Here is a 23,443-nt window from a genome sequence, read left to right on the forward strand (position 1 = left end):
ACCTATCTGCATCACTGGACGGGCGATGCGCGGCATATGCGTGTCAAATCGTGCGTCCGTCCGATTTCGCTGCGGTGAACCTTGCTTTTGGCGCGCGTATCGGCTTTGTGCGGCCCGCTTCTGGCCGTGCGTTTTTTTCGTCGCCGCCTGATCCCCGATAGCCGCCCCTGGCTGTTCACAAGGAACCCTGACGCTTTCGCATGAAAGATCTGAAGACCGGATTTTCCGACCGCATTACCGCCCAGCAGGAGGCCAAAAAGGCCCTGCTCGCCAAATTCAAGCCGAAGGCCGCCGCCCCCGACCCTGAATTCGAACGCCTGGCTGAAAAGCGCGCCGCCGAAAAGGAGGCCCTGCGCCAGCAGCACGAGCTGGCCAAGGCCGAGCAGCGCCGTGAAAAGGCCGAGAAGGACGCCGCCCGCATGGCCGCCGATCTCGAAGCCCAGGAAGCTCTCGAGGCCGAGAAGCGCGCCGACCGCAAGGCGCGCAAGCAACTGACCAAGGAAGAGCAGAAGGCCAAGCGCGACGCCCGCTACGCCGCCCGCAAGGCGCGTCGCTAAGTCGCTCAAGGCCCTGCACTGAAGGATCGACGCGTCGCGGGTTTCTGCGGCGCGTTTTTCTTTGGCCACCCTATTGGGCGGACGGAACTATTCGGCAGGAAGGCTGGCGCGGCCGTCGATGATGCTGCGCAACTGTTCCGTCGAATAGGGTTTGCGCAGGAAGGGCCAGGGGGTGTCGGCCAGCACCTGGTCCACATCGTCGCCGACATAGCCCGAGGTCAGGGCGATGCGCATGTCCGGCCAGTCTCGGGCCGCCTGCCGGGCCAGATCGACGCCGCTCATGCCGCCCGGCATGACGATGTCGGTCAGCATGATGTCGAAGCGCGCCGCCTGTAGCGCCTTGAGCGCGTCGGGACCGCTTTCGGCCAGCACCACTTCGAGACCGAAACTCTCCAGAAGATCCAGAGCCACGGCCGCCACGCTGGCGTCGTCCTCGACCAGAAGCATGCGGCCGCCCTTGGCGAAGGCGACGTCCGCGCTGATGGGAACGGGGGCGGGAGCCGCGGTCTCCTGGGGCTGGAGGGGCGGCAGATAGAGACGGATTTCGGACCCGCGCCCGACCGTGGAGGCGATATGGACCCCGCCGCCCGACTGGCGTGCGAAGCCATAGACCTGGCTGAGCCCCAGTCCCGTGCCCTTGCCGACGGGCTTGGTCGTGAAGAAGGGTTCGAAGACGCGGTCGATGACCTCGGCCGGCATGCCGGATCCGTTGTCCGACACCGACACGCAGACATAGTCGCCGGGCGCCAGTTCGGCGACCTGACCGGGTTCGACCGAACAGGTCATCGTCTGGACGGTGATCCTCGCTCCCTCGCGGACCTGCGCGGCCGGGGGCGCGCCCATTGGGGCGCCGTCGCGCATAGGGCCGCCGGTGACGTCGCCCAGGGCGTCGCGGGCGTTGACGATCAGATTCAGCAGGGCGGCCTCGAACTGGGCCGGGTCCACGTTCGCGCGGACGCCCCCGCGCTTCAGCTTGACCTTGAAGTCGACCGCCTCGCCGACGGCGCGACGCAGCAGGGGCTCGCCCTCGCGGATCAGGCCGTTCAGGTCGATGGCTTCTGGGCGCAGGGCCTGGCGGCGCGAGAAGGCCAGCAACTGGTGGGTCAGGCTCTCGCCGCGCCGAGCGGCGGCCAGGGCGGCCTCGCCCAGCTTCTTCTTCTTGGCCGGGTCGTCCGAGCGCAGGATGATGTCCAGGGCCCCGATGACGACCGTCAGCAGATTGTTGAAGTCGTGGGCCACGCCTCCGGTCAGCCGGCCCACGGCCTCCATCCGCTGGGCATGCATCAGGTGGGCCTCGGCGGCGGCCTTTTCCGTCAGGGCCTCGGCCACCCGGTCCTCGAGCAGCTCATTGATGCGTTTCAGGTCGTCCTCTGCCCGTTTGGCGTCGGTGACGTCCAGGCTGGCGCCGACATAGCCCTGGAAGACGCCCGAGGCGTCGAAGCGCGGCACGCCCTCGGTGCGGATCCATCGCAGGCCCAGGGTGGGATGATTGACCCGGCTGAGCGCCTCGAACCGGTCGCGGGCCTGGAAGGCGCGGGCGAAGGCGGCGTCGAACACCGTCTCGTCGTCGGGATGGATCAGGCGCCGCCAGGCGTCGGCCAACTGCCGATTGGAGCGGATGCCGCAGAAGATGCGATAGCGTTTGTTGCCGAAGATGATCGATGGCGTGGCGTCCGTCATCCAGATCAGGGCCGGGGCGCTGTCGGCGACGGTGCGGAAGCGGACTTCCGATTCAGTCAGCCGCGCCTGGGCCTCGCGCATGTCGGTGACGTCGAAGGCGACGCCGACGAAACCGACCACCGCCTGTCCCGTCAGGCGGGGACGCGAAAAGGACTTGAGCCAGCGCCATTCGCCGTCATGGCGACGATAGCGGGCCTCCATGGAAAAGGGCTGGCCGGTCGCCTCGCCGTCGGCCGATTCCTGGACGATGCGGGCGACGTCGTCGGGATGGAGGGACGAACGCCAGTCTGCGGCCCGCGCCGATTCATAGTCGGCGCCGAAGAAGTCGACATAGGCCTGGTTGACGAAGGAGCGCTGGCGATCCTGATCCGTGACCCAGATCAGCACCGGCGCCGTATCGGCGATGGCCCGGAACCGTTCCTCGCTCTCGCGGGTCTGGGTCTCGGCGCGGGCGCGCTCGACCTCGGTCCAGGTGCGGGCGGCGACTTCCTCCAGAAGGCGCGCCTCGGCCTCGGTCCATCGACGGGGACCAGAGGCGTGGGCGAACAGGAAGGCGCGCAGACGGCCTGCGCGGATCAGGGGCGCGCGGATCAGGGCGCGAGTCTCGATGGCGTCGAACGCGCTCGCGACGACGGCGGTGCGCGGATCCTCGTACACGTCGTCGATCCGGACGGTGCGGCCCTGGGCCAGGTCGGCGATCAGGCCCTCGCCAAAGGCGTCAAGGCTGATCCTGTCCCGAACGGCCCCGTCGTCGGCGGCCCACTGGCCGGTCACTGAGATGAGGCCGGTGTCCGGATCGATCTCGCCATAGCCGACGCGGTCGGCTGCGATCAGACGTCCGATCGACGCCTCGACCTCGCTCATGATGAGACCCGGGTCGGACAGGTCGCGCAGCCGGTCGCTGAGGGCCAGCAGGAAAGCCTGCTGCCGTTCCGCGCGGGCGGCGGTTTCGAGCGCCTCCCGGTTCTCGGTGGTGTCGAAGGAGATGCCGGCGTAGCCGAGAAAGACCCCGGCCTTGTCAAAGCGCGGCTCCACGGCGACGCGCATCCAGCGCCACGCCCCGTCGTGACGCCGGAACCGAGCCTCGAACCCATAGGGGCGAAGATCAGGTCGGGCGCCGGCCTGGGCGGCCTCGACCTGCGGCTGATCATCGGGATGGATGGTCTGTTTCCAGCCGTGGCCGCTCAGGGAGGCGGCCGTGCCGCCGTAGAAGTCGGTCAGGGCGATATTGGCGAACTCGACCGCCCCATCGACATCCGTCAGCCAGATGGGCGAAGGGGCCGTGTCCGCCAGGAGACGGAACCGGGTTTCGCTGTCGCGCAGGGCGGCCTCGGCGGCGCGGGCCTCGGTGACGTCGATGTTGACCCCGATCATGCCCATGAAGCGGCCGTCGGCGTTCAGGCGGGGCCGGGCTTCGCTGCGCAGGACGCGCCATTCGCCGTCGTGGCGACGGTGACGCCCCTCGACGACATAGGCGACATGGTCCCGATCAGCCTGACGGCAGACGGACAGCACATGGTCCCGGTCGTCCGGGTGAAGGAAGGCGTCTGCGTCGAAATCGCTGGGATCGTCCAGTCCGCCCCAGAACAGGCGCTGGTCGTTGTTCAGATGGATGACGCGGCCGGTCTCGTCGGTCATCCAGAGCATGACGGGGGCCAGTTCGCTGACGATCTGCAACCGTCCTTCGGTCTCGTCGATGCGCGCGTTGGACAGGGACAGCGCCGAGACGACCGCGTCCAGCTGCGCCAGCGCGCCGCGCAGGCAGGCGCCCATCCAGGCGCAGAACAGGCCGACCACGATGAAGTTGAAGGTCGCCACGACGCTGAGACCGGGGGGCATCCCCGGCTTCGAGCCGCTGCTGACGATCACCAAGGACCAGCCCCCGATCAGGCATGCCGCCAGCGCCGTGGCGCCCGAAAGCCGGCCCCCCGCCAGGGCCGCCAGGATGACGCCGGGCAGAAGGATCATGAAGCCGGTGATTTCGCCGTAGAAGGCTGCTCCGGCTGCGCGCAGCAACAGGGCGGCGCCGGCCCCGATCAGTCCGATGAAAATCCGGGTCCAGACCGAACCCGGCTTGAGCCGCGCGAGCGCCAGCAGACCTCCGTCGGCGTCCCGAAGTCGCCTGAAGACCACAGCTGGGTCCATGCTTCGCCCGCTCCCGACGCGTCGTTCTAAAGTGACGCTTGTTCATGCAACGCTCGCTCGCGCTTCGCGTTCCTGACAGCCATATTCGACCGGACCCGTTCCGGCGTAAAGTCAATCAACCCACGGAGCGCAACATGACTGACACGATCGACACCGGCCTGTCCCAGACCGAGCGTGGCGACGTCGCCCAACAGCTGACACGCGTTCTCGCCGACGCCTACGCCGTCTATCTGAAGACCCACGGCTATCACTGGAACGTGCGGGGGCCGGAGTTCTTCGCCCTGCACAATCTGCTGGAGCAGCAGTATCGCGATCAGTGGGAGGCGCTGGACGACATCGCCGAACGTATCCGGGCGCTGGGCGAGTTCGCGCCTCAGGGCTATGGCACCTTCGCCAACCTGACCAGCATCCGCGACGGCGACCCGGAAAAGGACGCGCCCGAGATGCTGCGCGAGCTGATGCGCGACCACGAGACCCTGATCGCCACCATGAGGGCGGCTCTGGACGTGGCGGACGGCGATGGAGACGACGTGACCGTCGATCTGCTGACCCAGCGCCTGGGCTCGCACGAAAAGTTCGCCTGGATGCTGCGCTCCACGCTCGGCGGCCGATAACATCGGTCTGCGGGCGCCCGAAAACGGCCCCGAAGTCCGCGCATAGGGCTGACGACGACGACGCTCCGGCTCCCGGAGCGTCGTCTCCTTTCTGGATTTGAATGACACTGGCCCACTGGAAGATGATCTGGACGGCGCTGAAGCGCTCGGCGGCGGCCTTGCCTGCGGCCGGCGCGGTGCTGGGCGTCGCCATGGCCGCCGGGTCCAGCGTGCGTCCCGACGCCGACCGCACGGCCGAGGCCGTGGCCCGGATCACCGGCGGGGACATGAGCGCTCACGGCCTGGACGCCGTGAAGGGGCGTCTGACGCCTTCGCAACTGGCCCTGGCCCAGCGTCATGACCCGAGCCTGCTGCAGCCGGCGGCCTATTCCACCGACGGGGCGATGCTGGCGACCGGCGCCCTGCGGCCCGCCCGGTCCTTCGTCTTCAAGGGCAGCGCCGAGGATCGGCGCCGCGCCCTGCGATGCCTGACCCAGGCCGTCTATTTCGAAGCGGCGCTGGAGCCGGACGCCGGTCAGGCCGGCGTGGCCCAGGTGGTGCTGAACCGGGTGCGCGATCCCAACTACGCCAACACCATTTGCGGCGTTGTGTTCGAGGGCGCCGAGCGGACCACGGGCTGTCAGTTCAGCTTCACCTGCGATGGATCCCTGTCCCAGGCGCCGGTCGCCTGGGCCTGGGAGCGGGCGCGCAAGGTGGCGGAGAAGGCGCTGAACGGCGCGGTCGCCCAGCAGGTCGGGACCGCCACCCATTACCACGCCGACTATGTGAACCCCTGGTGGTCGCCGTCGGTGGCCCGGGTCAACAAGATCGGCGTGCATGTCTTCTATCGCTGGAAGGGCCTGTACGGCGAAACCGCCGCCTTCCGCACCGTCTACAAGGGCCATGAGCCGGTGATCGACGAGGCGCGGTTCTCGCGGCCGCGGCCGGGCGTCCAGCCCGGTCAGGCGACCGGCGGCGCCGATCCCGACACTGTGGCGGCGCCAGGCGGGGATGCGCCGATCAAGACCGTCGAGATCAACGGCCAGCAACGCGTCGTCGGCGTGGTCAGTCTGGGCGGCCGTCGCCTGCCGACCCAGGAGGAAGTCGTCGCCATAAACGCCCGGCTGCGCACGCTGGAACAGCCCGCTGCAGCCGTCGCGGTCGCGCCCGAAGGCGTGGCGGACATGCCGGTCGAGGAAATCGGCCGACCGGCGTCCTGATACGAGCCGACCCGCGCATTGCAACGCTTCGCGTGGGCAGAGCATTCACATGATCGACCGGAACGACCGGCCCAGCGAGGACGCCTGCTTGACCCACGCCGATAAAGACAGTTCGCGGTGGGACGAGTCCAAGCGCCTGGCGATCCTTCGGGACTACGGGGTCCTGGACACCGACCGGGAGGCCGCCTTCGACGACATCGTCGCCCTGATCGCGCGGATCTGCGAGGCGCCCATCGCCGTGGTCAATCTGATCGATGCAGACCGCCAGTGGTTCAAGGCCGAGGCAGGGCTGGGCGTGCGAGAGACGCCTCTGGCCACCTCCTTCTGCGCCCATACGCTGTTGCAGGCGGACGGAATGGTGGTGCGCGACGCGTCCCTGGACCCGCGCTTCGCCGCCAATCCCCTGGTGACGGGCGAACCCCATTTGCGTTTCTACGCCGGGCGGCTGTTGAAGACGCAGGACGGCGTGCCGCTGGGCGCCCTGTGCGTGCTCGACACCAAGGCGCGTCCCGAGGGACTGACCGATCTGCAGCAGATGGCGCTGCAGACCCTGGCCGACCAGGTCATGTCCCAGCTGGAGCTGCGCCGCGTCCTGCGCCAGCGCGAGGAAAGCGAGGACACCACCCGCCGGGCGTTGCAGGCGTCGAACTATGTCGGCGCATGGGACTGGGACATCGTGGCGGACCGGGTCGTCGCCGACGAACGGTTTGCGGCCATGTACGGCGTCGATCCCGTCGTGGCCCGCGCGGGCGCGCCGATCGCCGACTTCACCCGATCCGTGGATCCCCAGGACGAAGCGCGGGTCCAGGCGGAGATTCAGGCCGCAATGTCGGGGGAAGGTCGTTTCCATAGCGAGTACCGGGTGCGCGACGCCCAGGGCCAGGTGCGCTGGATCGTGGCCCGCGGCCAGGTCTATTTCGATCCGACCGGCGCGCCCGTACGGTTTTCGGGCGTCGTCGTGGATATCACCGACCGGAAACAGGCGGACGCCGAGCTGGAGGCCATCGCCGCGCGGCTCAGCGCCAGCGAGGCCCAGTTTCGGGTCCTGGCGGACGCCATGCCGCAGATGGTGTGGTCGACGCGACCGGACGGCTTCCACGATTACTACAATGCGCGCTGGTACGAGTTCACCGGCGTGCCCGCCGGATCGACCGACGGCGAGGGCTGGACCGACATGTTCCATCCCGAGGACCAGCCCAGAGCGATGGAGCGCTGGAGGCGATGCCTGGCGACCGGCGAGCCCTATGAGATCGAATACCGGCTGAAACACCATTCCGGCGTCTATCGCTGGACCCTGGGGCGGGCGGCGGCCGTGCGGAACCCGGACGGCGAAATCAGCCGCTGGTTCGGCACCTGCACCGACATCGATGAGCTGAAGCGGCTGGAGCAGGGCCGCGAACTGATCAGCCAGGAGTTGAGCCACCGCATCAAGAACATCTTCGCCGTCATCACGGCCCTGGTGGCCCTTTCGGCGCGGCAGTACCCGGAGGCGCGGGCGTTCGCCGCCTCCTTGCGGACGCGAATCACGGCCCTGGCGCGCGCCCACGAGTTCGTGCGGCCGCACACCGAGACGTCGCAGCCGACGGTCGGCGCCAATACGCTGCACGCCTTCCTGTCGGACCTGTTCCAGGCCTATGCCGATGACGCAGGCGCAGCCCGGGTCCATCTCGCGGGCGACGACGCGGTCTTCGACGATCAGGCGGCGACGTCGGTGGCCCTGCTGTTCCATGAACTGGCGACCAACGCCGCCAAGTACGGGGCCCTGTCCCGGACCGGGGGGCGGGTGGATCTGACGACGCGGCTGGAAGAGGACCGGTTCATCCTGACCTGGATCGAAACCGGCGGCCCCCCTGTGTCAGAGGCGCCGACACGAACGGGCTTCGGATCGTCCCTGGCCTCGCTGTCCGTCGAAGGCCAGCTGGGCGGGCGGCTGGTTCGGGATTGGCGTCCCGAAGGCCTTCGAATCCTGGTGGATTTGCCGGCCACGGCGCTTTCCCGTCGCAGGGCGGCCGAAAAGGCGCATTAGATCGCCTTGGCCTGAAACCGATCCCTTCCATCTGCGTTGTGTTCGTTCCCGCACACAAGTTCAATATCCATGACCGCGCGTATCCTCATCATCGAAGACGAAGCCCTGGTCGCCATGGAACTGCGCTTCGTCCTGGAGGATCTGGGTCATGAGGTCGTCGGCGTGGCCGCGACGGCGAAGGGCGCGCGCGACATGGCGCGAGAGATCGATGTGGACCTGGCCCTCGTCGATATCCACCTGTCCGACGGACCTACCGGCATCAGTCTGGGTCGGGAACTGGGTCAGGACATGGGCGTGACCGTCCTGTTCATGACGGCCAATCCCGGCATGGTGCGCGACGGCGTGGCCGGCGCCATGGGCGTCCTGTCGAAACCGACCGACGAGCGATGCGTCCAGAAGGCGATCGACTACGCCCTTCGCTGCAGACACGGCGAGCCGGTGGAATACGCGCCGCCGGGCCTGCAACTGTTCGCCTGACGTCCTCCCGGCCCCTGAGGTTTCAGGCGGCCGGGAGGCAGGCGTTCACCAGACCCCGATCTTTTCCGCTTCCTTGTGGCTGATCGGATGGTGAGCCTTGGCGTGGTCTTCTTCGGCCAGGAAGCGGCTGGCCTCCAGCGCGGCCATACAGCCCATGCCCGCCGCCGTGACGGCCTGGCGATAGACGTCGTCGGTCACGTCGCCGGCTGCCCATACGCCCTCGATGGCGGTTTGCGCCGTGCCCGGCTTGACCCGCAGATAGCCGCCCGAGTTGGTCTCGAGCTGGCCTTTGAACAGTTCCGACGACGGGGCGTGGCCGATGGCGATGAAGACGCCGTCCGCCGCGATGTCCCGGGTCGAGCCGTCCTCGACGTTCTTAAGCCGGACCCCGGTGACGTTCTTGGCCATGCCGTCCACGACGCCGACGATTTCTTCGATCGCCGAGTTCCAGATCACCTCGACCTTGGGATTGGCGAACAGGCGGTCCTGAAGGATCTTCTCGGCGCGGAACTCGTCGCGGCGGTGGACGACCGTGACCTTGGAGGCGAAATTGGTCAGGAACAGCGCCTCTTCGACAGCAGTGTTTCCGCCGCCGACGACCACGACGGTCTTGCCGCGATAGAAGAAGCCGTCGCAGGTGGCGCAGGCGGAGACGCCGAAGCCCTGGTAGGCGGCCTCTGACTCCAGACCCAGCCATTTGGCCTGGGCGCCGGTGGAGATGATGACGGTCTCGGCCAGGATCTCCTCGCCGCCGTCCAGCTTCAGCTTGAACGGACGTTGCGACAGGTCGGCGGAGACGACGATGTCGTGGATGACTTCCGTGCCGACGTGCAGGGCCTGAGCCTGCATCTGCTCCATCAGCCAGGGGCCCTGGATCGTCTCGGCGAAGCCGGGATAGTTCTCGACGTCGGTGGTGATGGTCAACTGGCCGCCGGGCTGGATTCCGGCGATGACGACGGGGTTCAGCGAGGCGCGGGCGGCGTAGATGGCGGCGGTCCAGCCGGCGGGGCCGGAACCGATGATGGCGACGCGGACGGTACGAGCTTGGGTCATGACGCCTATTTAGGCGCTGATTCCCGTTTGCGCGATGCTAGTCTCGCCTTGGGTGCAAAGGGAGACGGGGATGAGCGACAACAAGGCGGCTGTCTTTCCGATCGGCATAGGCGTGGGGATTGCGATCGGGGTCGCGCTGGGCCTGGCCTTGGACAATCTGGCTCTCGGGATCGGGGTCGGGGTCGCCATCGGCGCTGGACTGGGCGTGGTCTTCAGCGCGAAACCCAAGTCGAAGAGGGGCGAGGGTTCGGACGGCGGCGGGCCAGTGATTTTCGACGGAGGGGACACGCATCATTACGGCCATGACGGGGGTTCCGACGGCGGCGGAGACGGCGGAGGCGGGGGCGACTGACCAGCCCATATCCCGCTCATCCCGGCGAAAGCCGGGACCCAGTTCTTTCGCTCGGCGATTCGCTGGATCGAAAGCGGTGAGTCCCGGCCCTAATCTGAACGCCCAAAGCTCTGGGTCCCGGCTTTCGCCGGGATGAGCGGAACGTAGTTGGGCTTAGCGTGTCCCCATCGCTTCCAGCACAGCCCGCGCCGCGCGCTCGGTTTCGGCCAGGGGGTCGTAGGTCCAGCCGTCCAGTGTCCCGTTGAACGGACGGGTGGCGCCGCGTTCGGCCAGGTCATCGTGCAGCCGGGCGAACTTGTCGCCGGACTTCAGCGGGATCATGGGCAGGACGTGGACGGGCTTTCCGGTCGAGGCGGCCTCGGCGGCCATATTGGCGCTGTCCTCGGTGACCAGGATATGGTCGGCGAAATGCAGGAAGCCGAACAGGGGATTGTCGCCGGCCCCGTCCCAGATCCAGCCCGGCAGGTCGGACAGGCGCGCGGTCATGACGGCCCTGGCGGCCTCGGGCGTGCGGCGCGAGAAGGTCAGCATCAGCGATCCCCCGGATGCGCGGACGGCGTCCGCGATCTGGTCGGCCAGGTCCGCCGCATGGGCCTCGGTGAGGTCGAAGGCCTTGGATCTGCCGCCGATCAGCACCGCGACACGGGGATGGGGCAGGGGGGCGATCCGGTCCGCGAAGGCGGGCGCGGCCTGGGCGATCCGCGCGGGCGTGATGCGGTGGGGCGAGCCGGTGATCTCGAAGACATTGTCGCCCGACAGGCCGTCGTGTGCGGGGGCGACGATCATGTCGTAGCTGGCGTTCGACCAGCGCGGGTCCTGGGTCTGGACCACGAAGGTGCGGCCCTGGCTCCAGGTCTTGACGCGGGTCGAGAGCGGCAGGGTGGCGCGGCCGGTGGCGATCCACAGATCGGGCCAGGGCGCCGTCAGCGGGTCGGACGTCGGCGCCAGCATGGCCGGGGTCTTGAAGGCCGACGGCAAGCGGTCGAACAGGGGGCGCCAGCGGATGTGTTTGACGGCGATCTCGGCCGGGGTCAGGCGTTCCACCGCCTCGGCGAGGCCCAGGGCCTGGTTCTCGATCCCGGCGCGGCCGTCCGAGACGACCCAGATGGTCAGGGCGCGGGAAGACGAGGGGGCGGTCACGCGTCGATCGACGCCGGCCTGACCCATGTCATGGCCTCGAGCTTGTTTCCGTCAGGGTCGCGCAGGAAGGCGGCATAATAGCCCGGCGCGTAGTCGGGCCGGAACCCGGGGGCGCCGTCATCGCGGCCGCCCGCCGCCAGGCCCTGGGCGTGGAAACGATCAACGGCGTCCCGATCGGATGCGGCGAAACAGACATGCACGCCATTGCCTGCGGAGCATGGCTGGCGATCATGGGGGATGGAGGCCCAGAATTCGGGAAAGGCGCGGCCATAGGCCATGCCCATGACATGGTCCATGACCCTGCCGATCCCCAACGCGCCGAGCGCGGCGTCATAGAAGGCGCCCGCCTTCTCAAGATCGGAGACGCCCACAGAAACATGCGACACCAGAGGCGGGCGTGTTTCTGCGGCGCCGGTCACGATCTTACTTCCACTCGACCTTGAGGATCTCATAGGCCTTGACGCCGCCGGGGGTGTTGACCTCGACCACGTCGCCGACCTCCTTGGAGATCATGGCGCGCGCGATGGGCGAGGCGATCGAGACCTTGCCCTTTTTCACGTCGGCTTCGTGTTCGCCGACGATCTGGTACCGGGCCTCGTCCTCGGTGTCCTCGTCGACCACGGTGACCGTGGCGCCGAATTTGACCTGGCTGCCCGACAGTTTCGACACGTCAATGACCTGGGCGCGGCTGATCTTGTCCTCGATCTCGGCGATCTGGCCTTCGATCCAGCCCTGACGCTCCTTGGCGGCATGGTATTCGGCGTTTTCGGACAGGTCGCCATGCTCGCGGGCCTCAGAGATGGCCGCAATGACGCTCGGCCTTTCGACCGACTTCAATTGCTTCAGTTGATCGTCGAGGACACGGTAGCCCTCGGCCGTCATCGGCACTTTTTCCATTGGTGTCGTGATTTTTCTGGTTCGCCCGGAGACTGGAAAGACGCGGAGTAGGCACACAAAAGGCCGCGGGGCGGGCGCGGCCGGGCATCAATATTAGGGTTTCTCGTTCAGGATTTCAAGAGCGAGCCCCGTTATCGATGGAGGCGTCAGGCGCGGGCCGGCGGTTCGGACTTGTCGTCGCGGTGCACGACGCCCTTGATCAGGCTGTAGGCCAGCCAGGCGACCGCCGCGAGACCGGCCAGCATGAAGAGGCCGGACACGAGGGCGGCGCCGGCGGCCATGAAGGCCAGAACGAAGGCTACCGCCGCCGTCAGGCCCGCTACGATCTGAATGGTTCGAAACTGCATGGGCTCTTAACGCCCGTGACGTCGCCGGGTTGCGTCCGAGCCGTGTCTTCGCCTCAGGCGTAGCTGTAGGCCCCGCCCCGTTCCAGTGCGCGGCGATAGGCCGGGCGGGCGTGGATCTTGTCGAGGAAGGCCCTCAGTCGGGGTTTGGTCGCCGGGTCGAAGGCCCGGTCGGCGCCGGCCTCCACCGGGAAGCTCATCATGATGTCGGCGGCGGTGAACCGGTCGCCTGCGAACCACTCCGACCGTCCCAGTTCGTCCTCCCAGAAGCCGACGTGGGCCCGCAGCTGCGGATCGACGAAACCGGTCAGGGCCTTGGCGGCTATGCTCTTGACCAAGGGTCGGACGAGGCCGGGCGCGCGCCGCGGCAGCATGGAGAACACCAGCTTCAGCAGCAGGGGCGGCATGGCGGAACCCTCGGCGTAGTGGAGCCAATAGGTGAAGCGTCGGGCGTCCTCGGAACCGGCGGCCGGGCGCAGGCGGCCCTCGCCATAGGTGTCCAGCAGATACTCGACCACGGCGCCGGTCTCGGCGACCGTGACGCCGTCGTCCTGGATCACGGGCGACTTGCCGAGCGGATGGATGGCCAGCAGTTCCGGGGGCGCAAGCCGGCTGGTCGCGTCCCGTTCGTAACGGACCACCTCATAGTCCAGGCCCAGTTCTTCCAGCAGCCACAGCACGCGCTGAGAACGGCTGTCGTTCAGATGATGGACTTTGATCATGGAGGCTCCGTTCGAACGGGTTCGACTATCCCCATCGTGAGGCCGGAAGTCGAGGCCTATCGCGGGGAGCGGCCGCTCCAGCGCGGACGGGGGCCGGGGCGGACCTTGGGGCGGGCGCCCTCGCGTCGGCTGCGCCAGACCTCATAGGCCAGGGTGGCCAGGGCCAGCTTGCCGGCGTGACGCCCGGCGACGCGGCGGCCGCTCCGGGACAGCAGCAGGCCGCCGAGCAGGGGAACGAGTTTGTGCAGACGGGACATGGAATCTCCTTCGTCGGCTCAACGCCTCGGCCGGCGGCGCGTTTCGACCTGCGACGACATGAACTGAAGGCCGATCACAGAAGGTTTGGCGCGCGCGACGGCGAAAGCGATGCTAGCCGTGCGTCATGAACAGATCTCGCGTCGCCGCCTTCTTCACCTCGCTGAGCTTTTTCGTCATCGCGGCCCTGGCCGCCGGGGTCGTCGTCGGCGCCCTGGCGCAGGAGGCTGACGCCCCCTGGCTGACCGGCGCGCTGGGCGTGGTCGAGAGCCTGGGGCAGGTGTGGTTGAACGCGTTGCGGATGACGGTCATCCCCCTGGTGTTCAGCCTGCTGGTGACGGGCATCGTCTCGATCGCCGACGCGGCGGCGACGGGGCGGATCGCGGTGCGGTCGTTGACGGTGTTCGGCCTGCTGCTGGTCGGGGCGACGGTCTATGCGATCCTGGCGGGCCTGGGGCTGCTGGCGCTGTGGCCCATCGATCCGGAGGCGGGGCGGGCGCTGCTGGCCGGGGTTCCGGCGGATTCGCTGGCGACGGTGGGCGAGGCGGCGCGGACCGACGGGTTGCGCGCCTTCCTGGCCAGTCTGGCGCCGGCCAATCTGATCAAGGCGGCGGCGGACGACGGGGTCCTGGCCGTGGTGGTCTTCGCCCTGGCCTTCGGTTTCGCCGCGACCCGGATCAAGGCCGACCTGCGCCGGCCCCTGGCGGGCTTCTTCGAGGCGGTGGCCGAGACCCTGGTGGTGATCGTCCACTGGGTGCTGCTGGCCGCGCCGTTCGGGGTGTTCGCCCTGGCGCTGGGCGTGGGCCTGAGAGCCGGGCTGGGCGTGGCGGGCACCCTGGCCCATTATGTCGCCATCGTCTGCCTGAGCCAGATCGGCCTGATCCTGATCATCTATGTGGTGGCGACGGTCTGGGGGCGGATTTCGCTGGGCCGGTTCGCGCGCGCCGTGGCCCCGGCCCAGGTGGTGGCGGTCTCGACCCAGTCGTCCCTGGCCAGCCTGCCGGTGATGATCGAACGGGCGCGCGACTGGCTGGGCGTGCCTCAGACCTCGGCGGGCCTGGTCCTGCCGCTGGCGGTGGCGGTGTTCCGCATCACCAGCCCGGTCGCCAATCTGGCGGTCTGTCTGTATGTCGCCCAGCTGAACGGGGTGGAGCTGAGCCTGGCCGCGCTAATCGCAGGCGGGCTGACGGCCATAGCGGTGTCCATCGCCTCGGTCGGCTTGCCGGGCCAGGTCAGCTTCTTCGCCAGCGTCGGCCCCATCTGTCTGGCCATGGGCCTGCCGCTGGGGGTGCTGCCGCTGTTGCTGGCGGTTGAGGTCATCCCCGACATCTTCCGCACTGTCGGCAATGTCACCGGCGATCTGGCGGCGACGCGGATCGTGGCGGGAGAGGACGGGGAGGAAGAGGCGGCCGAAGCCGCCTAATTGACCTCTAGTTCGTGCGGGGCATCAGGCCCTCGGCCGCCGCGACCGAGGCCTCGACGCCCAGGGTGACGGCCGGTTCCGGCGTGATCTTGAACAGGGGCGAATGGTGGCCGGCGGCCTGCTCAAGCTCGGCCTCGGGCGTGCCGCCGACGCTGAAATAGACGCCCTTCACCCCGGTCTCGGGCTGGACGAAATAGGCGAAGTCCTCGGCCCCCATGCCGCCGCGCGGCGTGTCGCGCAGCACGTCGGGGCCGAAGGTCGAGGCGAAGATGTCGCGCACCCGCTGGGCGGTCTCGCGATCGTTGATGGTCGCCGGCGTGGTCTCGGTCGCCGAGCGGGTGACGACGGGCAGGCGGTCCTCGGGCACGTTCAGGGCCAGGGCCGTGTTGCGGGCCACCCGGTCGATGCCGTCCAGCAGGGTCGTGCGAACCTCGGGGCTGTCGGCGCGGACGGTCAGTTGCAGATCGACCTGTTCGGGAATGATGTTGTGCTTGATCCCCCCGTGGATCGATCCGACGGTGACCACCGCCCCCTCCAGCGGACTGACCTCGCGGCTGCGCAGGGTCTGGAGCGAGACCACGATCTGGGACGCGACCAGCACCGGATCGACCCCCAGGTGCGGATAGGCGCCGTGCGTGCCCACGCCGCGCACCGCGATATCGACGCTGTCCGAACTGGACGAGGTGATGTCCAGCGGGGCCTCGATCTTGCCGGTCGGGGTGTCGGCCGAGACGTGGAAGGCCAGGGCGTAGTCCGGCTTGGGGAAGCGGCTATAGAGGCCGTCCTGCATCATGGCCCGGGCGCCGAAGATCCGCTCCTCCGCCGGCTGGCCGATCAGGACCAGGGTGCCGGACCAGTTGGCCTTGCGCGCCGCCATCTGGCGGGCGGTGCCGACCAGGGCGGTGATGTGCACATCATGGCCGCAGGCGTGCATGACCGGCTTTTCGACCCCGTCGGCGTCCAGCTGGCGCGCCGTCGAGGCGTTGGCCAGGCCCGAGCGTTCCTGCAACGGCAGACCATCCATGTCGGCGCGGATCATGACGGTGGGCCCGTCGCCGTTCTTCAGCACCGCGACCACGCCCGTGCCGCCGACGCCGGTCGTGACCTCATATCCCAGGGCCGTCAGCTCGCGCGCCAGCCGCGCCGAGGTCTGGACCTCCTGCCCCGACAGTTCGGGATTGCGGTGGAACCAGTCGAACAGGGTCGCGAGATTGGCGTCATAATCCGCCTTCACCGCCGCCTTCAGGCCGGCGTCCTGCGCCAGGACGGGCGTCCCGGCCGCCAGGGCCAGAGCCAGAGCGGCCGTCGTCAATATCGCGCGTTTCATCCGTGATCCCCTTGTTCCCCAGGGCCACCTTAGAGGATGGCGTCTGATCGGCAAGGCGGTGGATTGAGCCGTTCACGCGTTGCAATCAGACGGCGAAGCGGGCTTAGGTCGCGGGGTCTGATGACGGGGGTCTGAATGCGATTGAGCTGGAACACTATTCGCGCAAACGCAGCGGTCTTCGCGCGCGAGTGGGCCGACGCCCGATATGAACGGGGCGATACGCAGACCTTCTACAACGAGTTTTTCGAAATCTTCGGGGTCAAGCGTCGCAAGGTCGCGACCTTCGAGGAACCGGTCAAAAAGCTGGGCGACAAACAGGGGTTCATCGACCTGTTCTGGAAAGGAAAGCTGCTGGTCGAACAGAAGTCCGGCGGAAGAGACCTGAGCCGCGCGCGACAGCAGGCGCTGGATTATTTCCCTGGCCTGAAGGACTACGAACTCCCGCGCTACATTCTCGTCTGCGACTTCCAGACCTTCCACCTGACCGATCTCGACACGCGCGAAGAGACCCGCTTCGCCCTAAGTGACCTGCCGAGGCATGTTGAGGCGTTTGGTTTCATCGTCGGGGTCGAAAAACGGGTCTTCAAAGACCAGGACCCCGTCAACATCGTCGCCGCAGAGCTGATGGGAAAGCTCCACGACGCCCTGAAGGCGTCAGGCTATGACGGCCATCCTCTCGAACGTCTTCTGGTGCGGTTGCTCTTCTGCCTCTTCGCCGATGACACGGGCATCTTCAATGAGCTGGGGTTGCTGGAAACCTATATCACCGACCGCACGGCTGAGGACGGATCGGATTTGGGTTCAAAGCTGTCGGAGCTGTTTCAGGTTCTGAACACTCCGGTCGAACGGCGCCAGAAGAGCCTCGACGAGGATCTGGCCCGCTTCCCCTATATCAACGGCGATCTCTTCGCCGAGCCCCTGCCCATTCCGGCCTTCAATCGCGCCATGCGCGACCGTCTGCTGGAGGCCTGCGCCTTCTTCTGGGAGAAGATCAGCCCGGCCATCTTCGGCGCCCTGTTCCAGTCGGTGATGAACGCCAAGGAGCGCCGCGCCAAGGGCGCGCACTACACGACCGAAAAGAACATCCTGAAGGTCATCGAGCCCCTGTTCCTGGACGAGCTTCGCGCCGAACTGGCGCGTATCCTGGACCTGAAACGCGGCCGCGAGGCCGCCCTGCGCGCCTTTCAGGACAAGCTGGCCGGTCTGAACCTGTTCGACCCGGCCTGCGGTTGCGGCAACTTCCTGATCATCGCCTATCGCGAACTGCGCCTGCTCGAGATCGAGGTGCTGAAGGCCCTCTACCCCTCGGGTCAGTTGGACCTTGAGGCCGCCGCCCTGTCCAAGGTGGACGTGAACCAATTCTACGGTATCGAGATCGACGAATTCCCCGCCCGCATTGCTGAAACGGCGATGTGGATGATGGACCACATCATGAACAACCGCCTGAGCCAGGAGTTTGGGCAGGTCTTCGCCCGGATTCCGCTGAAGGCGGCGCCGCACATCGTCCACGGCGACGCGCTGGAGGTGGACTGGACGACCGTTCTGCCGCCGGAGAAGTGCAGCTATGTGCTGGGCAACCCGCCGTTCATCGGGTTTGTGATGCGTGGCCAAGCACAACAGGATCAAGCTGGGGTGCTGATGGCGCGGTTGGGTGCATCAGGTAGCAGGCTCGACTACGTCGCAGCGTGGTTTCTAAAGGCGGGCGAATACGTACAGCACTCCAAAGCGCGCATCGCTTTCGTCGCGACAAACTCGATTACGCAAGGTGAGCAAGTAGCCCAGCTTTGGCCCACGCTGTTCCAGCGCTGGAATCTGGAGATTGCTTTCGCTCATCGAACCTTCGCATGGGGATCAGACGCGCGCGGAAAAGCACACGTCCACGTCGTCGTTGTTGGTATGACGCGTCGCGACGACGAACCTGGAGAAAAAAGACTTTTCGACTATGACCACGTCAACGGCGACCCTCACGAAACTCGTCATATCGCGCTTTCACCGTACCTCTTCGACGCATCGGCGCTGAGTAACCGGCACTTGGTCGTCGAGCGTGCGCGGCGCTCCCTGAAGGGCAAGCCACCAATCTGCGTCGGATCAAAACCGGTTGACGGAGGCCACTATATCCTGACTGCCGAAGAGCACCGCGCATTCTTGACCGCAGAACCTGAGGCGGCAGCGATTATCCGCCCCTTCGTGGGTGGGCGCGAACATATCAATGGCGGCGAACGTTGGATCATCTATCCAGAGGGGGCCAGCGCTGAGACAGTAAGAAACTTGCCAAGGGTTCGGCAACGCATCGCCGATGTGCGCCGTCACCGGGAAACGGAAGGCGGGCCGCTGGGGCGGCAGTTGGCTGCTTCGCCAACCAGTTATCATGTGACGGTCGTCCCAGATCGGCCATTTCTAGCGATGGCCGAGGTAAGTTCAGAGCGTCGTGCCTATGTGCCAATCGGATGGCTTGAGCCGCCGACGATCCCAAGTAACAAGTTGCTTATAATACAAGATGCTACACTGTCTTTGTTCGGTCAAATGACTAGCGCGATGCATATAGCATGGCTGTCTTATATTGGTGGGAGGATGAAGAGTGACTTTAGCTATTCGCCCGGACTCGTTTATAATACATTTCCTTGGCCCTCGCTGACCGAGGCCGACAAGACGCGCCTCGACACCCTCGCTCAGGGGGTGCTTGACGCTCGTGCCGCCTACCCGGGCGCGACACTGGCCGATCTCTACGATCCCGACGTCATGCCTTCCGATCTTAGGAAGGCGCACCGCGCGCTCGACCTTGCGGTGGACCGCCTCTACCGCAAGGCGCCGTTCGAGAGCGACCGTGAGCGGGTCGAGCACCTGTTCATGCTGTACGAGAAGATGACCGCCGGCCTCTTGGCCAAGCCCGACAAGCCCAAACGCCGCAAGAAGACCGACGCCTGATGGCCACGATCGCCGATGTTCCCGCCTATCACCTGTTCATGTGGCCCATCGTCGAGCGGCTGCGGGCCAAGGGCCGGTCTATGACCATCGAGGAGATGGTCGACGACGTCGCGACCCACATGGGGCTGTCGGATGAGGTGCGGGCCGTCACACATGCAGCGTCTGTTGCGCGAGTTCGGCTTCATCAAGGTGGAGGTGACGGGCAAGTCCGGCGACGGCGGGATCGACGGGACGGGCGTGCTGCGGGTCAATCTGCTGTCCTTCCACGTCCTGTTTCAGTGCAAGCGCTACTCCGGCTCGGTCGGCGCCGGGGCCGTGCGCGACTTTCGCGGCGCCATGGTCGGGCGCACCAACAAGGGGCTGATCATCACCACCGGCACCTTCACCGCCGATGCGCGGCGCGAGGCCACGCGCGACGGCGCCCCCGCCATCGACCTGGTGGACGGAGACGCGCTCTGTGATTTGCTGAAGGACAGGCGCCTGGGCGTGACCGTGGAAATGGTCGAACAGGTCACCGTGGACGAGACGGCCTTCGCCGCCTTCTAAACCGCAGCCGGAGGGGCGTCTGCACGCCCCTCCCGTTCGTGATCAGGCGTAGTCCTGGATCGGCCGCACATCCAGGTCGCCGGCCTTGATGGCGCCGATGGCCTGGGCCGCCGCCAAGGCCCCTGCGGTGGTGGTGTAGTAGGGGATCTTCATCATCAGGGCGGTGCGGCGCAGGCTGAAGCTGTCCTGCAGCGACTGTTTGCCCGAGGTGGTGTTGAAGACCAGGTGGACCTCGCCGTTCTTCATGGCGTCGACGATGTGGGGGCGACCTTCCAGCACCTTCTTGACCAGGCCGACCTCGATGCCCTGGGTCGCCAGATAGTCGCGGGTGCCGCCGGTGGCGATGATGGAGAAGCCTTCGGACAGCAGGGTCTTCACCGCATCGATGATGAAGGGCTTGTCGTCTTCCTTGACCGAGACGAAGGCGCAGCCGGCGGTGGGCAGGGTGGTGCCGCCGCCGATCTGGGACTTGGCGAAGGCGCGGGCGAAGGCGGGGGCCATGTCGGCCTCGCCCTCACGCTTCCAGTCCAGGCCCATGACCTCGCCGGTCGAGCGCATTTCCGGGCCCAGGATGGTGTCGACCCCGGCGAAGCGGGCGAAGGGGAAGACGGCTTCCTTGACCGCGATATGGTCGTAGGGCTTGTCGGTCAGGCCGAAGGATTTCAGCGGCACCCCGGCCATGACCTTGGCGGCGATGGCGGCGATCGGCTGGCCGATGGTCTTGGCCACGAAGGGCGCCGTGCGGGACGCGCGCGGGTTCACCTCCAGCACGAAGATGCGCGGGTTCTCGCTGTGCGGCTCTTCAATCGCGAACTGGACGTTCATCAGGCCGCGCACCTTCAGGGCCTTGGCCATTTCGGTGGTCTGGCGCTTCAGCTCGGCCACCGTCTCGGCCGACAGGGACCAGGGCGGCATGGAGCAGGCGCTGTCGCCCGAGTGGACGCCGGCTTCCTCGATATGTTCCAGTACGCCGGCGACGAAGACCGTCTCGTCGTCGCACAGGGCGTCGACGTCCACCTCGGTGGCGCGGTTCAGATAGTGGTCGATCAGGACGGGGTCGGAGCCCGAGACGCGCATGGCCTCGTGGACGTAGCGGTCCAGCTGCTCGCGGTCGTGGACGATCATCATGCCGCGGCCGCCCAGGACGTAGGAGGGACGCAGCACGACGGGATAGCCGACCTCTTCGGCCTTCTGCGCGGCCTCTTCGGCGCTGCGGGCCAGGCCGTTGGGCGGCTGCTTCAGGCCGATGGCCTCCAGCATCTGCTGGAAGCGCTCGCGGTCCTCGGCCAGGTCGATGGAGTCGACGCTGGTGCCCAGGACGGGGATATTGTCCTCTTGCAGGGCGTGGGCCAGCTTCAGCGGGGTCTGGCCGCCGAACTGGACGACGCAGCCGATGAGGTCGCCGTTCGAACGCTCGACCTCGATCAGCTCCAGCACGTCCTCGGCCGTCAGGGGCTCGAAATACAGGCGGTCGGAGGTGTCGTAGTCGGTCGAGACGGTCTCGGGGTTGCAGTTGACCATGATCGACTCGACGCCGATGTCGTCGAAGGCGAAGGCCGCATGGCAGCAGCAGTAGTCGAACTCGATCCCCTGGCCGATCCGGTTCGGACCGCCGCCCAGGATGATGGCCTTCTTCTTGTCCGACGGCTGGGACTCGCACTCGGGGATCTGGCCCAGGGCGCCGGTCTCATAGGTCGAATACATATAGGCGGTGGCGCTGGCGAACTCGGCGGCGCAGGTGTCGATCCGTTTGAAGACGGGGCGGACGTTCAGGCCGCGACGGGCCAGGCGCACGGCCTTTTCCGTGGACCCGACAAGATGGGCCAGACGGGCGTCGGAGAAGCCCTTGGCCTTCAGGCGGCGGAACTCGGTCGGGTCGGTCGGCAGGCCCTTGACCCGGACATGGCCTTCCTCGCGCACGATGTCGGCGATCTGGCGCAGGAACCAGGGCTCGTAGGAACAGGCGGCGTTGACCTCTTCCACCGTCAGGCCGTGACGGAAGGCCTGGGCGATGACGCGGATGCGGTCGGGCGTCGGAATGCCCAGGGCGCGGACCACGGCGGCGCGGGCGGCGCCGGCGTCCTCGACGTCAGCGACGCCTTCGATCTCGATCTCGTCGAAGCCGGACAGGCCGGTCTCAAGCCCGCGAAGGGCTTTCTGCATCGATTCCTGGAAGGTGCGGCCGATGGCCATGACCTCGCCCACCGACTTCATCGAGGTGCCCAGCAGGGGCTCCGAACCGGGGTATTTCTCGAAGGCGAAGCGCGGGATCTTGGTGACGACATAGTCGATGCTCGGCTCGAACGAGGCCGGCGTGACCTGGGTGATGTCGTTCTGCAGTTCGTCCAGAGTGTAGCCGACGGCCAGACGCGCGGCGACCTTGGCGATGGGGAAGCCGGTGGCCTTGGACGCCAGGGCGGACGAACGCGACACGCGCGGATTCATCTCGATCACCACCATCCGGCCGTCAGCCGGATTGATGGCCCACTGGACGTTCGATCCGCCGGTCTCGACGCCGATCTCGCGCAGGACGTTGATCGAGCCGGTCCGCATCCGCTGATATTCCTTGTCGGTCAGCGTAAGCGCAGGGGCGACGGTGATGGAGTCGCCCGTGTGGACGCCCATCGGGTCGATGTTCTCGATCGAGCAGATGATGATGCAGTTGTCCGCCGTGTCGCGGACGACCTCCATCTCGTATTCTTTCCAGCCCAGCACCGATTCCTCGATCAGCACCTCGGTCGTCGGCGACAGGTCGAGGCCGCGGAGGACGATCTCCTCGAACTCTTCGCGGTTGAAGGCGATGCCGCCGCCGGTGCCGGCCAGGGTGAAGGACGGACGGATCACGGCGGGCAGGCCGACGTACTCCAGACCCTCCAGCGCCTCTTCCATCGAGTGGGCGGCCTTGGAGCGGGGGCTTTCCAGGCCCAACTTGTCCATGGCGTCGCGGAATTTCTGGCGATCCTCGGCCTTGTCGATGACCTCGGCCTTCGCGCCGATCATCTCGACGCCGTACTTCTTCAGCGCGCCCGAGGCGTCCAGGGCCAGGGCGGTGTTCAGCGCCGTCTGACCGCCCATGGTCGGCAGAAGCGCGTCGGGACGTTCCTTGGCGATGATCTTCTCGACCATCTCGGGCGTGATCGGCTCGATATAGGTAGCGTCGGCCACCTCGGGGTCCGTCATGATGGTGGCGGGGTTCGAGTTGACCAGGATGACCCGGTACCCCTCGGCCTTCAGCGCCTTGCACGCCTGGACGCCGGAATAGTCGAACTCGCACGCCTGACCGATGACGATCGGGCCGGCGCCGATGATGAGGATGGATTTTATGTCTGTGCGCTTGGGCATCGCCAGCTCTTCTTCTTATTGAACGCTAATGGGTCACGACCGCGCATTCCCAGCCGTCGTACTCCAGCTGGAAGGCCGCGGCCCAGGTCTGCATCATGGACGAGACGGGAGCGAAACTCTCCGCGTCGACGGCCATGGTGGTCTCGAGAATCGTCATGTCGCCGTCGCCGCGCGCGATGAAGCCGGCGCGCCGCGCCACCTCGCACAGATCGCCATGGGCGTCTTCGTCGCCGAGGAAGAAGAACAGCGTGTGGCGCGGAGTCACGCCGCTGTCGCCCTGTTCGGCCAGCGCCGCGCGCACCATGGCGTCGCGTTCGTCATGACTGATGTCCGAGGCGTCCAAGGGGCGACGTCTTCCTTCGTAGTTTGCGCGCGCGTAGCCGCCGCAGGGCGTCGCCATGCGGAGCTCGCGTCGGGTT

At 67.1% G+C, this 23,443-nt stretch carries 20 protein-coding genes; 9 read left to right on the plus strand and 11 right to left on the minus strand.

The genetic code is table 11. From position 1 onward, the window contains the following. Window positions 1-200 precede the first annotated feature (200 nt). The gene (locus tag AC07NC_RS03525; RefSeq protein WP_008263506.1) at window positions 201-557 is read left to right on the plus strand and encodes a DUF6481 family protein; all 357 of its coding nucleotides are present in this window, start codon (window positions 201-203) and stop codon (window positions 555-557) included. Window positions 558-644: 87 nt separating this feature from the next. Here the strand turns inward: AC07NC_RS03525 and AC07NC_RS03530 are convergent, their stop codons facing one another. Further along, complete coding sequence (locus AC07NC_RS03530; protein WP_494568602.1) at window positions 645-4,382, minus strand: PAS domain S-box protein; 3,738 nt, start codon at window positions 4,380-4,382, stop codon at window positions 645-647. A gap of 134 nt (window positions 4,383-4,516) precedes the next feature. Here AC07NC_RS03530 and AC07NC_RS03535 point away from each other — a divergent pair, with 134 nt between their 5' ends. From AC07NC_RS03535 to AC07NC_RS03550, 4 genes are all read left to right on the plus strand, one after another. Further along, a complete protein-coding gene (locus AC07NC_RS03535) occupies window positions 4,517-4,996 on the plus strand; it encodes a Dps family protein (RefSeq protein WP_035310050.1) in 480 nt (159 codons plus the stop codon). A gap of 101 nt (window positions 4,997-5,097) precedes the next feature. Next, window positions 5,098-6,195 (plus strand): cell wall hydrolase, encoded by a 1,098-nt coding sequence (locus AC07NC_RS03540; protein WP_494568603.1) that lies wholly within the window; start codon window positions 5,098-5,100, stop codon window positions 6,193-6,195. A 49-nt stretch (window positions 6,196-6,244) separates the two neighbouring features. Continuing rightward, entirely contained in the window at window positions 6,245-8,221 is a 1,977-nt protein-coding gene (locus tag AC07NC_RS03545) for a PAS domain-containing protein (protein ID WP_494568604.1), read from the plus strand. Between the two features lie 69 nt (window positions 8,222-8,290). Continuing rightward, complete coding sequence (locus AC07NC_RS03550; RefSeq protein ID WP_494568605.1) at window positions 8,291-8,698, plus strand: response regulator; 408 nt, start codon at window positions 8,291-8,293, stop codon at window positions 8,696-8,698. Window positions 8,699-8,743: 45 nt separating this feature from the next. Here the strand turns inward: AC07NC_RS03550 and trxB are convergent, their stop codons facing one another. Next, entirely contained in the window at window positions 8,744-9,751 is a 1,008-nt protein-coding gene (gene trxB, locus AC07NC_RS03555) for a thioredoxin-disulfide reductase (RefSeq protein ID WP_494568606.1), read from the minus strand. Between the two features lie 70 nt (window positions 9,752-9,821). Between trxB and AC07NC_RS03560 the strand changes: the two genes are divergently transcribed. Further along, window positions 9,822-10,103 (plus strand): glycine zipper domain-containing protein, encoded by a 282-nt coding sequence (locus AC07NC_RS03560; protein WP_494568607.1) that lies wholly within the window; start codon window positions 9,822-9,824, stop codon window positions 10,101-10,103. A gap of 153 nt (window positions 10,104-10,256) precedes the next feature. Here AC07NC_RS03560 and AC07NC_RS03565 read toward each other — a convergent pair whose 3' ends face one another. The 6 genes from AC07NC_RS03565 to AC07NC_RS03590 all read right to left on the minus strand — a co-directional run bounded on the left by AC07NC_RS03565 (window position 10,257) and on the right by AC07NC_RS03590 (window position 13,463). Continuing rightward, on the minus strand, window positions 10,257-11,243 hold the full coding sequence (locus AC07NC_RS03565; protein ID WP_494568608.1) for a mitochondrial fission ELM1 family protein: 987 nt from the start codon (window positions 11,241-11,243) through the stop codon (window positions 10,257-10,259). Continuing rightward, window positions 11,240-11,662, minus strand: coding sequence for a VOC family protein (locus tag AC07NC_RS03570; protein WP_494568609.1), 423 nt, complete (start codon window positions 11,660-11,662; stop codon window positions 11,240-11,242). The genes AC07NC_RS03565 and AC07NC_RS03570 overlap by 4 nt, the downstream gene beginning before the upstream one ends. Window positions 11,663-11,666: 4 nt before the next feature. Next, window positions 11,667-12,140 carry a transcription elongation factor GreA gene (greA, locus tag AC07NC_RS03575; RefSeq protein ID WP_008260399.1) on the minus strand — a complete coding sequence of 158 codons (474 nt, stop codon included), beginning with the start codon at window positions 12,138-12,140 and terminating at the stop codon, window positions 11,667-11,669. 146 nt (window positions 12,141-12,286) lie between these two features. After that, the gene (locus tag AC07NC_RS03580) at window positions 12,287-12,487 is read right to left on the minus strand and encodes a hypothetical protein (RefSeq protein WP_008259424.1); all 201 of its coding nucleotides are present in this window, start codon (window positions 12,485-12,487) and stop codon (window positions 12,287-12,289) included. A 53-nt stretch (window positions 12,488-12,540) separates the two neighbouring features. Further along, window positions 12,541-13,206, minus strand: coding sequence for a glutathione S-transferase family protein (locus AC07NC_RS03585; RefSeq protein ID WP_494568610.1), 666 nt, complete (start codon window positions 13,204-13,206; stop codon window positions 12,541-12,543). Window positions 13,207-13,262: 56 nt separating this feature from the next. Further along, window positions 13,263-13,463: a cysteine protease gene (locus AC07NC_RS03590; RefSeq protein ID WP_292149993.1), complete on the minus strand. Its 201-nt coding sequence runs from the start codon at window positions 13,461-13,463 to the stop codon at window positions 13,263-13,265. 125 nt (window positions 13,464-13,588) lie between these two features. Here AC07NC_RS03590 and AC07NC_RS03595 point away from each other — a divergent pair, with 125 nt between their 5' ends. After that, complete coding sequence (locus tag AC07NC_RS03595) at window positions 13,589-14,884, plus strand: dicarboxylate/amino acid:cation symporter (protein WP_494568611.1); 1,296 nt, start codon at window positions 13,589-13,591, stop codon at window positions 14,882-14,884. A 7-nt stretch (window positions 14,885-14,891) separates the two neighbouring features. Here AC07NC_RS03595 and AC07NC_RS03600 read toward each other — a convergent pair whose 3' ends face one another. Continuing rightward, a complete protein-coding gene (locus tag AC07NC_RS03600; protein ID WP_494568612.1) occupies window positions 14,892-16,211 on the minus strand; it encodes an amidohydrolase in 1,320 nt (439 codons plus the stop codon). A gap of 135 nt (window positions 16,212-16,346) precedes the next feature. Here AC07NC_RS03600 and AC07NC_RS03605 point away from each other — a divergent pair, with 135 nt between their 5' ends. Both AC07NC_RS03605 and AC07NC_RS03610 read left to right on the plus strand, forming a co-directional pair. Further along, window positions 16,347-19,136 carry a DNA methyltransferase gene (locus AC07NC_RS03605; protein ID WP_494568613.1) on the plus strand — a complete coding sequence of 930 codons (2,790 nt, stop codon included), beginning with the start codon at window positions 16,347-16,349 and terminating at the stop codon, window positions 19,134-19,136. A gap of 153 nt (window positions 19,137-19,289) precedes the next feature. Beyond that, on the plus strand, window positions 19,290-19,682 hold the full coding sequence (locus AC07NC_RS03610; RefSeq protein WP_494568614.1) for a restriction endonuclease: 393 nt from the start codon (window positions 19,290-19,292) through the stop codon (window positions 19,680-19,682). Window positions 19,683-19,724: 42 nt separating this feature from the next. On the opposite strand, the gene carB is transcribed toward AC07NC_RS03610, so the two are convergent. Next, the gene (carB, locus tag AC07NC_RS03615) at window positions 19,725-23,024 is read right to left on the minus strand and encodes a carbamoyl-phosphate synthase large subunit (protein WP_494568615.1); all 3,300 of its coding nucleotides are present in this window, start codon (window positions 23,022-23,024) and stop codon (window positions 19,725-19,727) included. 25 nt (window positions 23,025-23,049) lie between these two features. Further along, complete coding sequence (locus tag AC07NC_RS03620; protein WP_230307711.1) at window positions 23,050-23,424, minus strand: ribonuclease E inhibitor RraB; 375 nt, start codon at window positions 23,422-23,424, stop codon at window positions 23,050-23,052. Between the last annotated feature and the right edge of the window lie 19 nt (window positions 23,425-23,443).

It is taken from the genome of Brevundimonas sp. GW821-FHT10A07, from assembly GCF_059415785.1.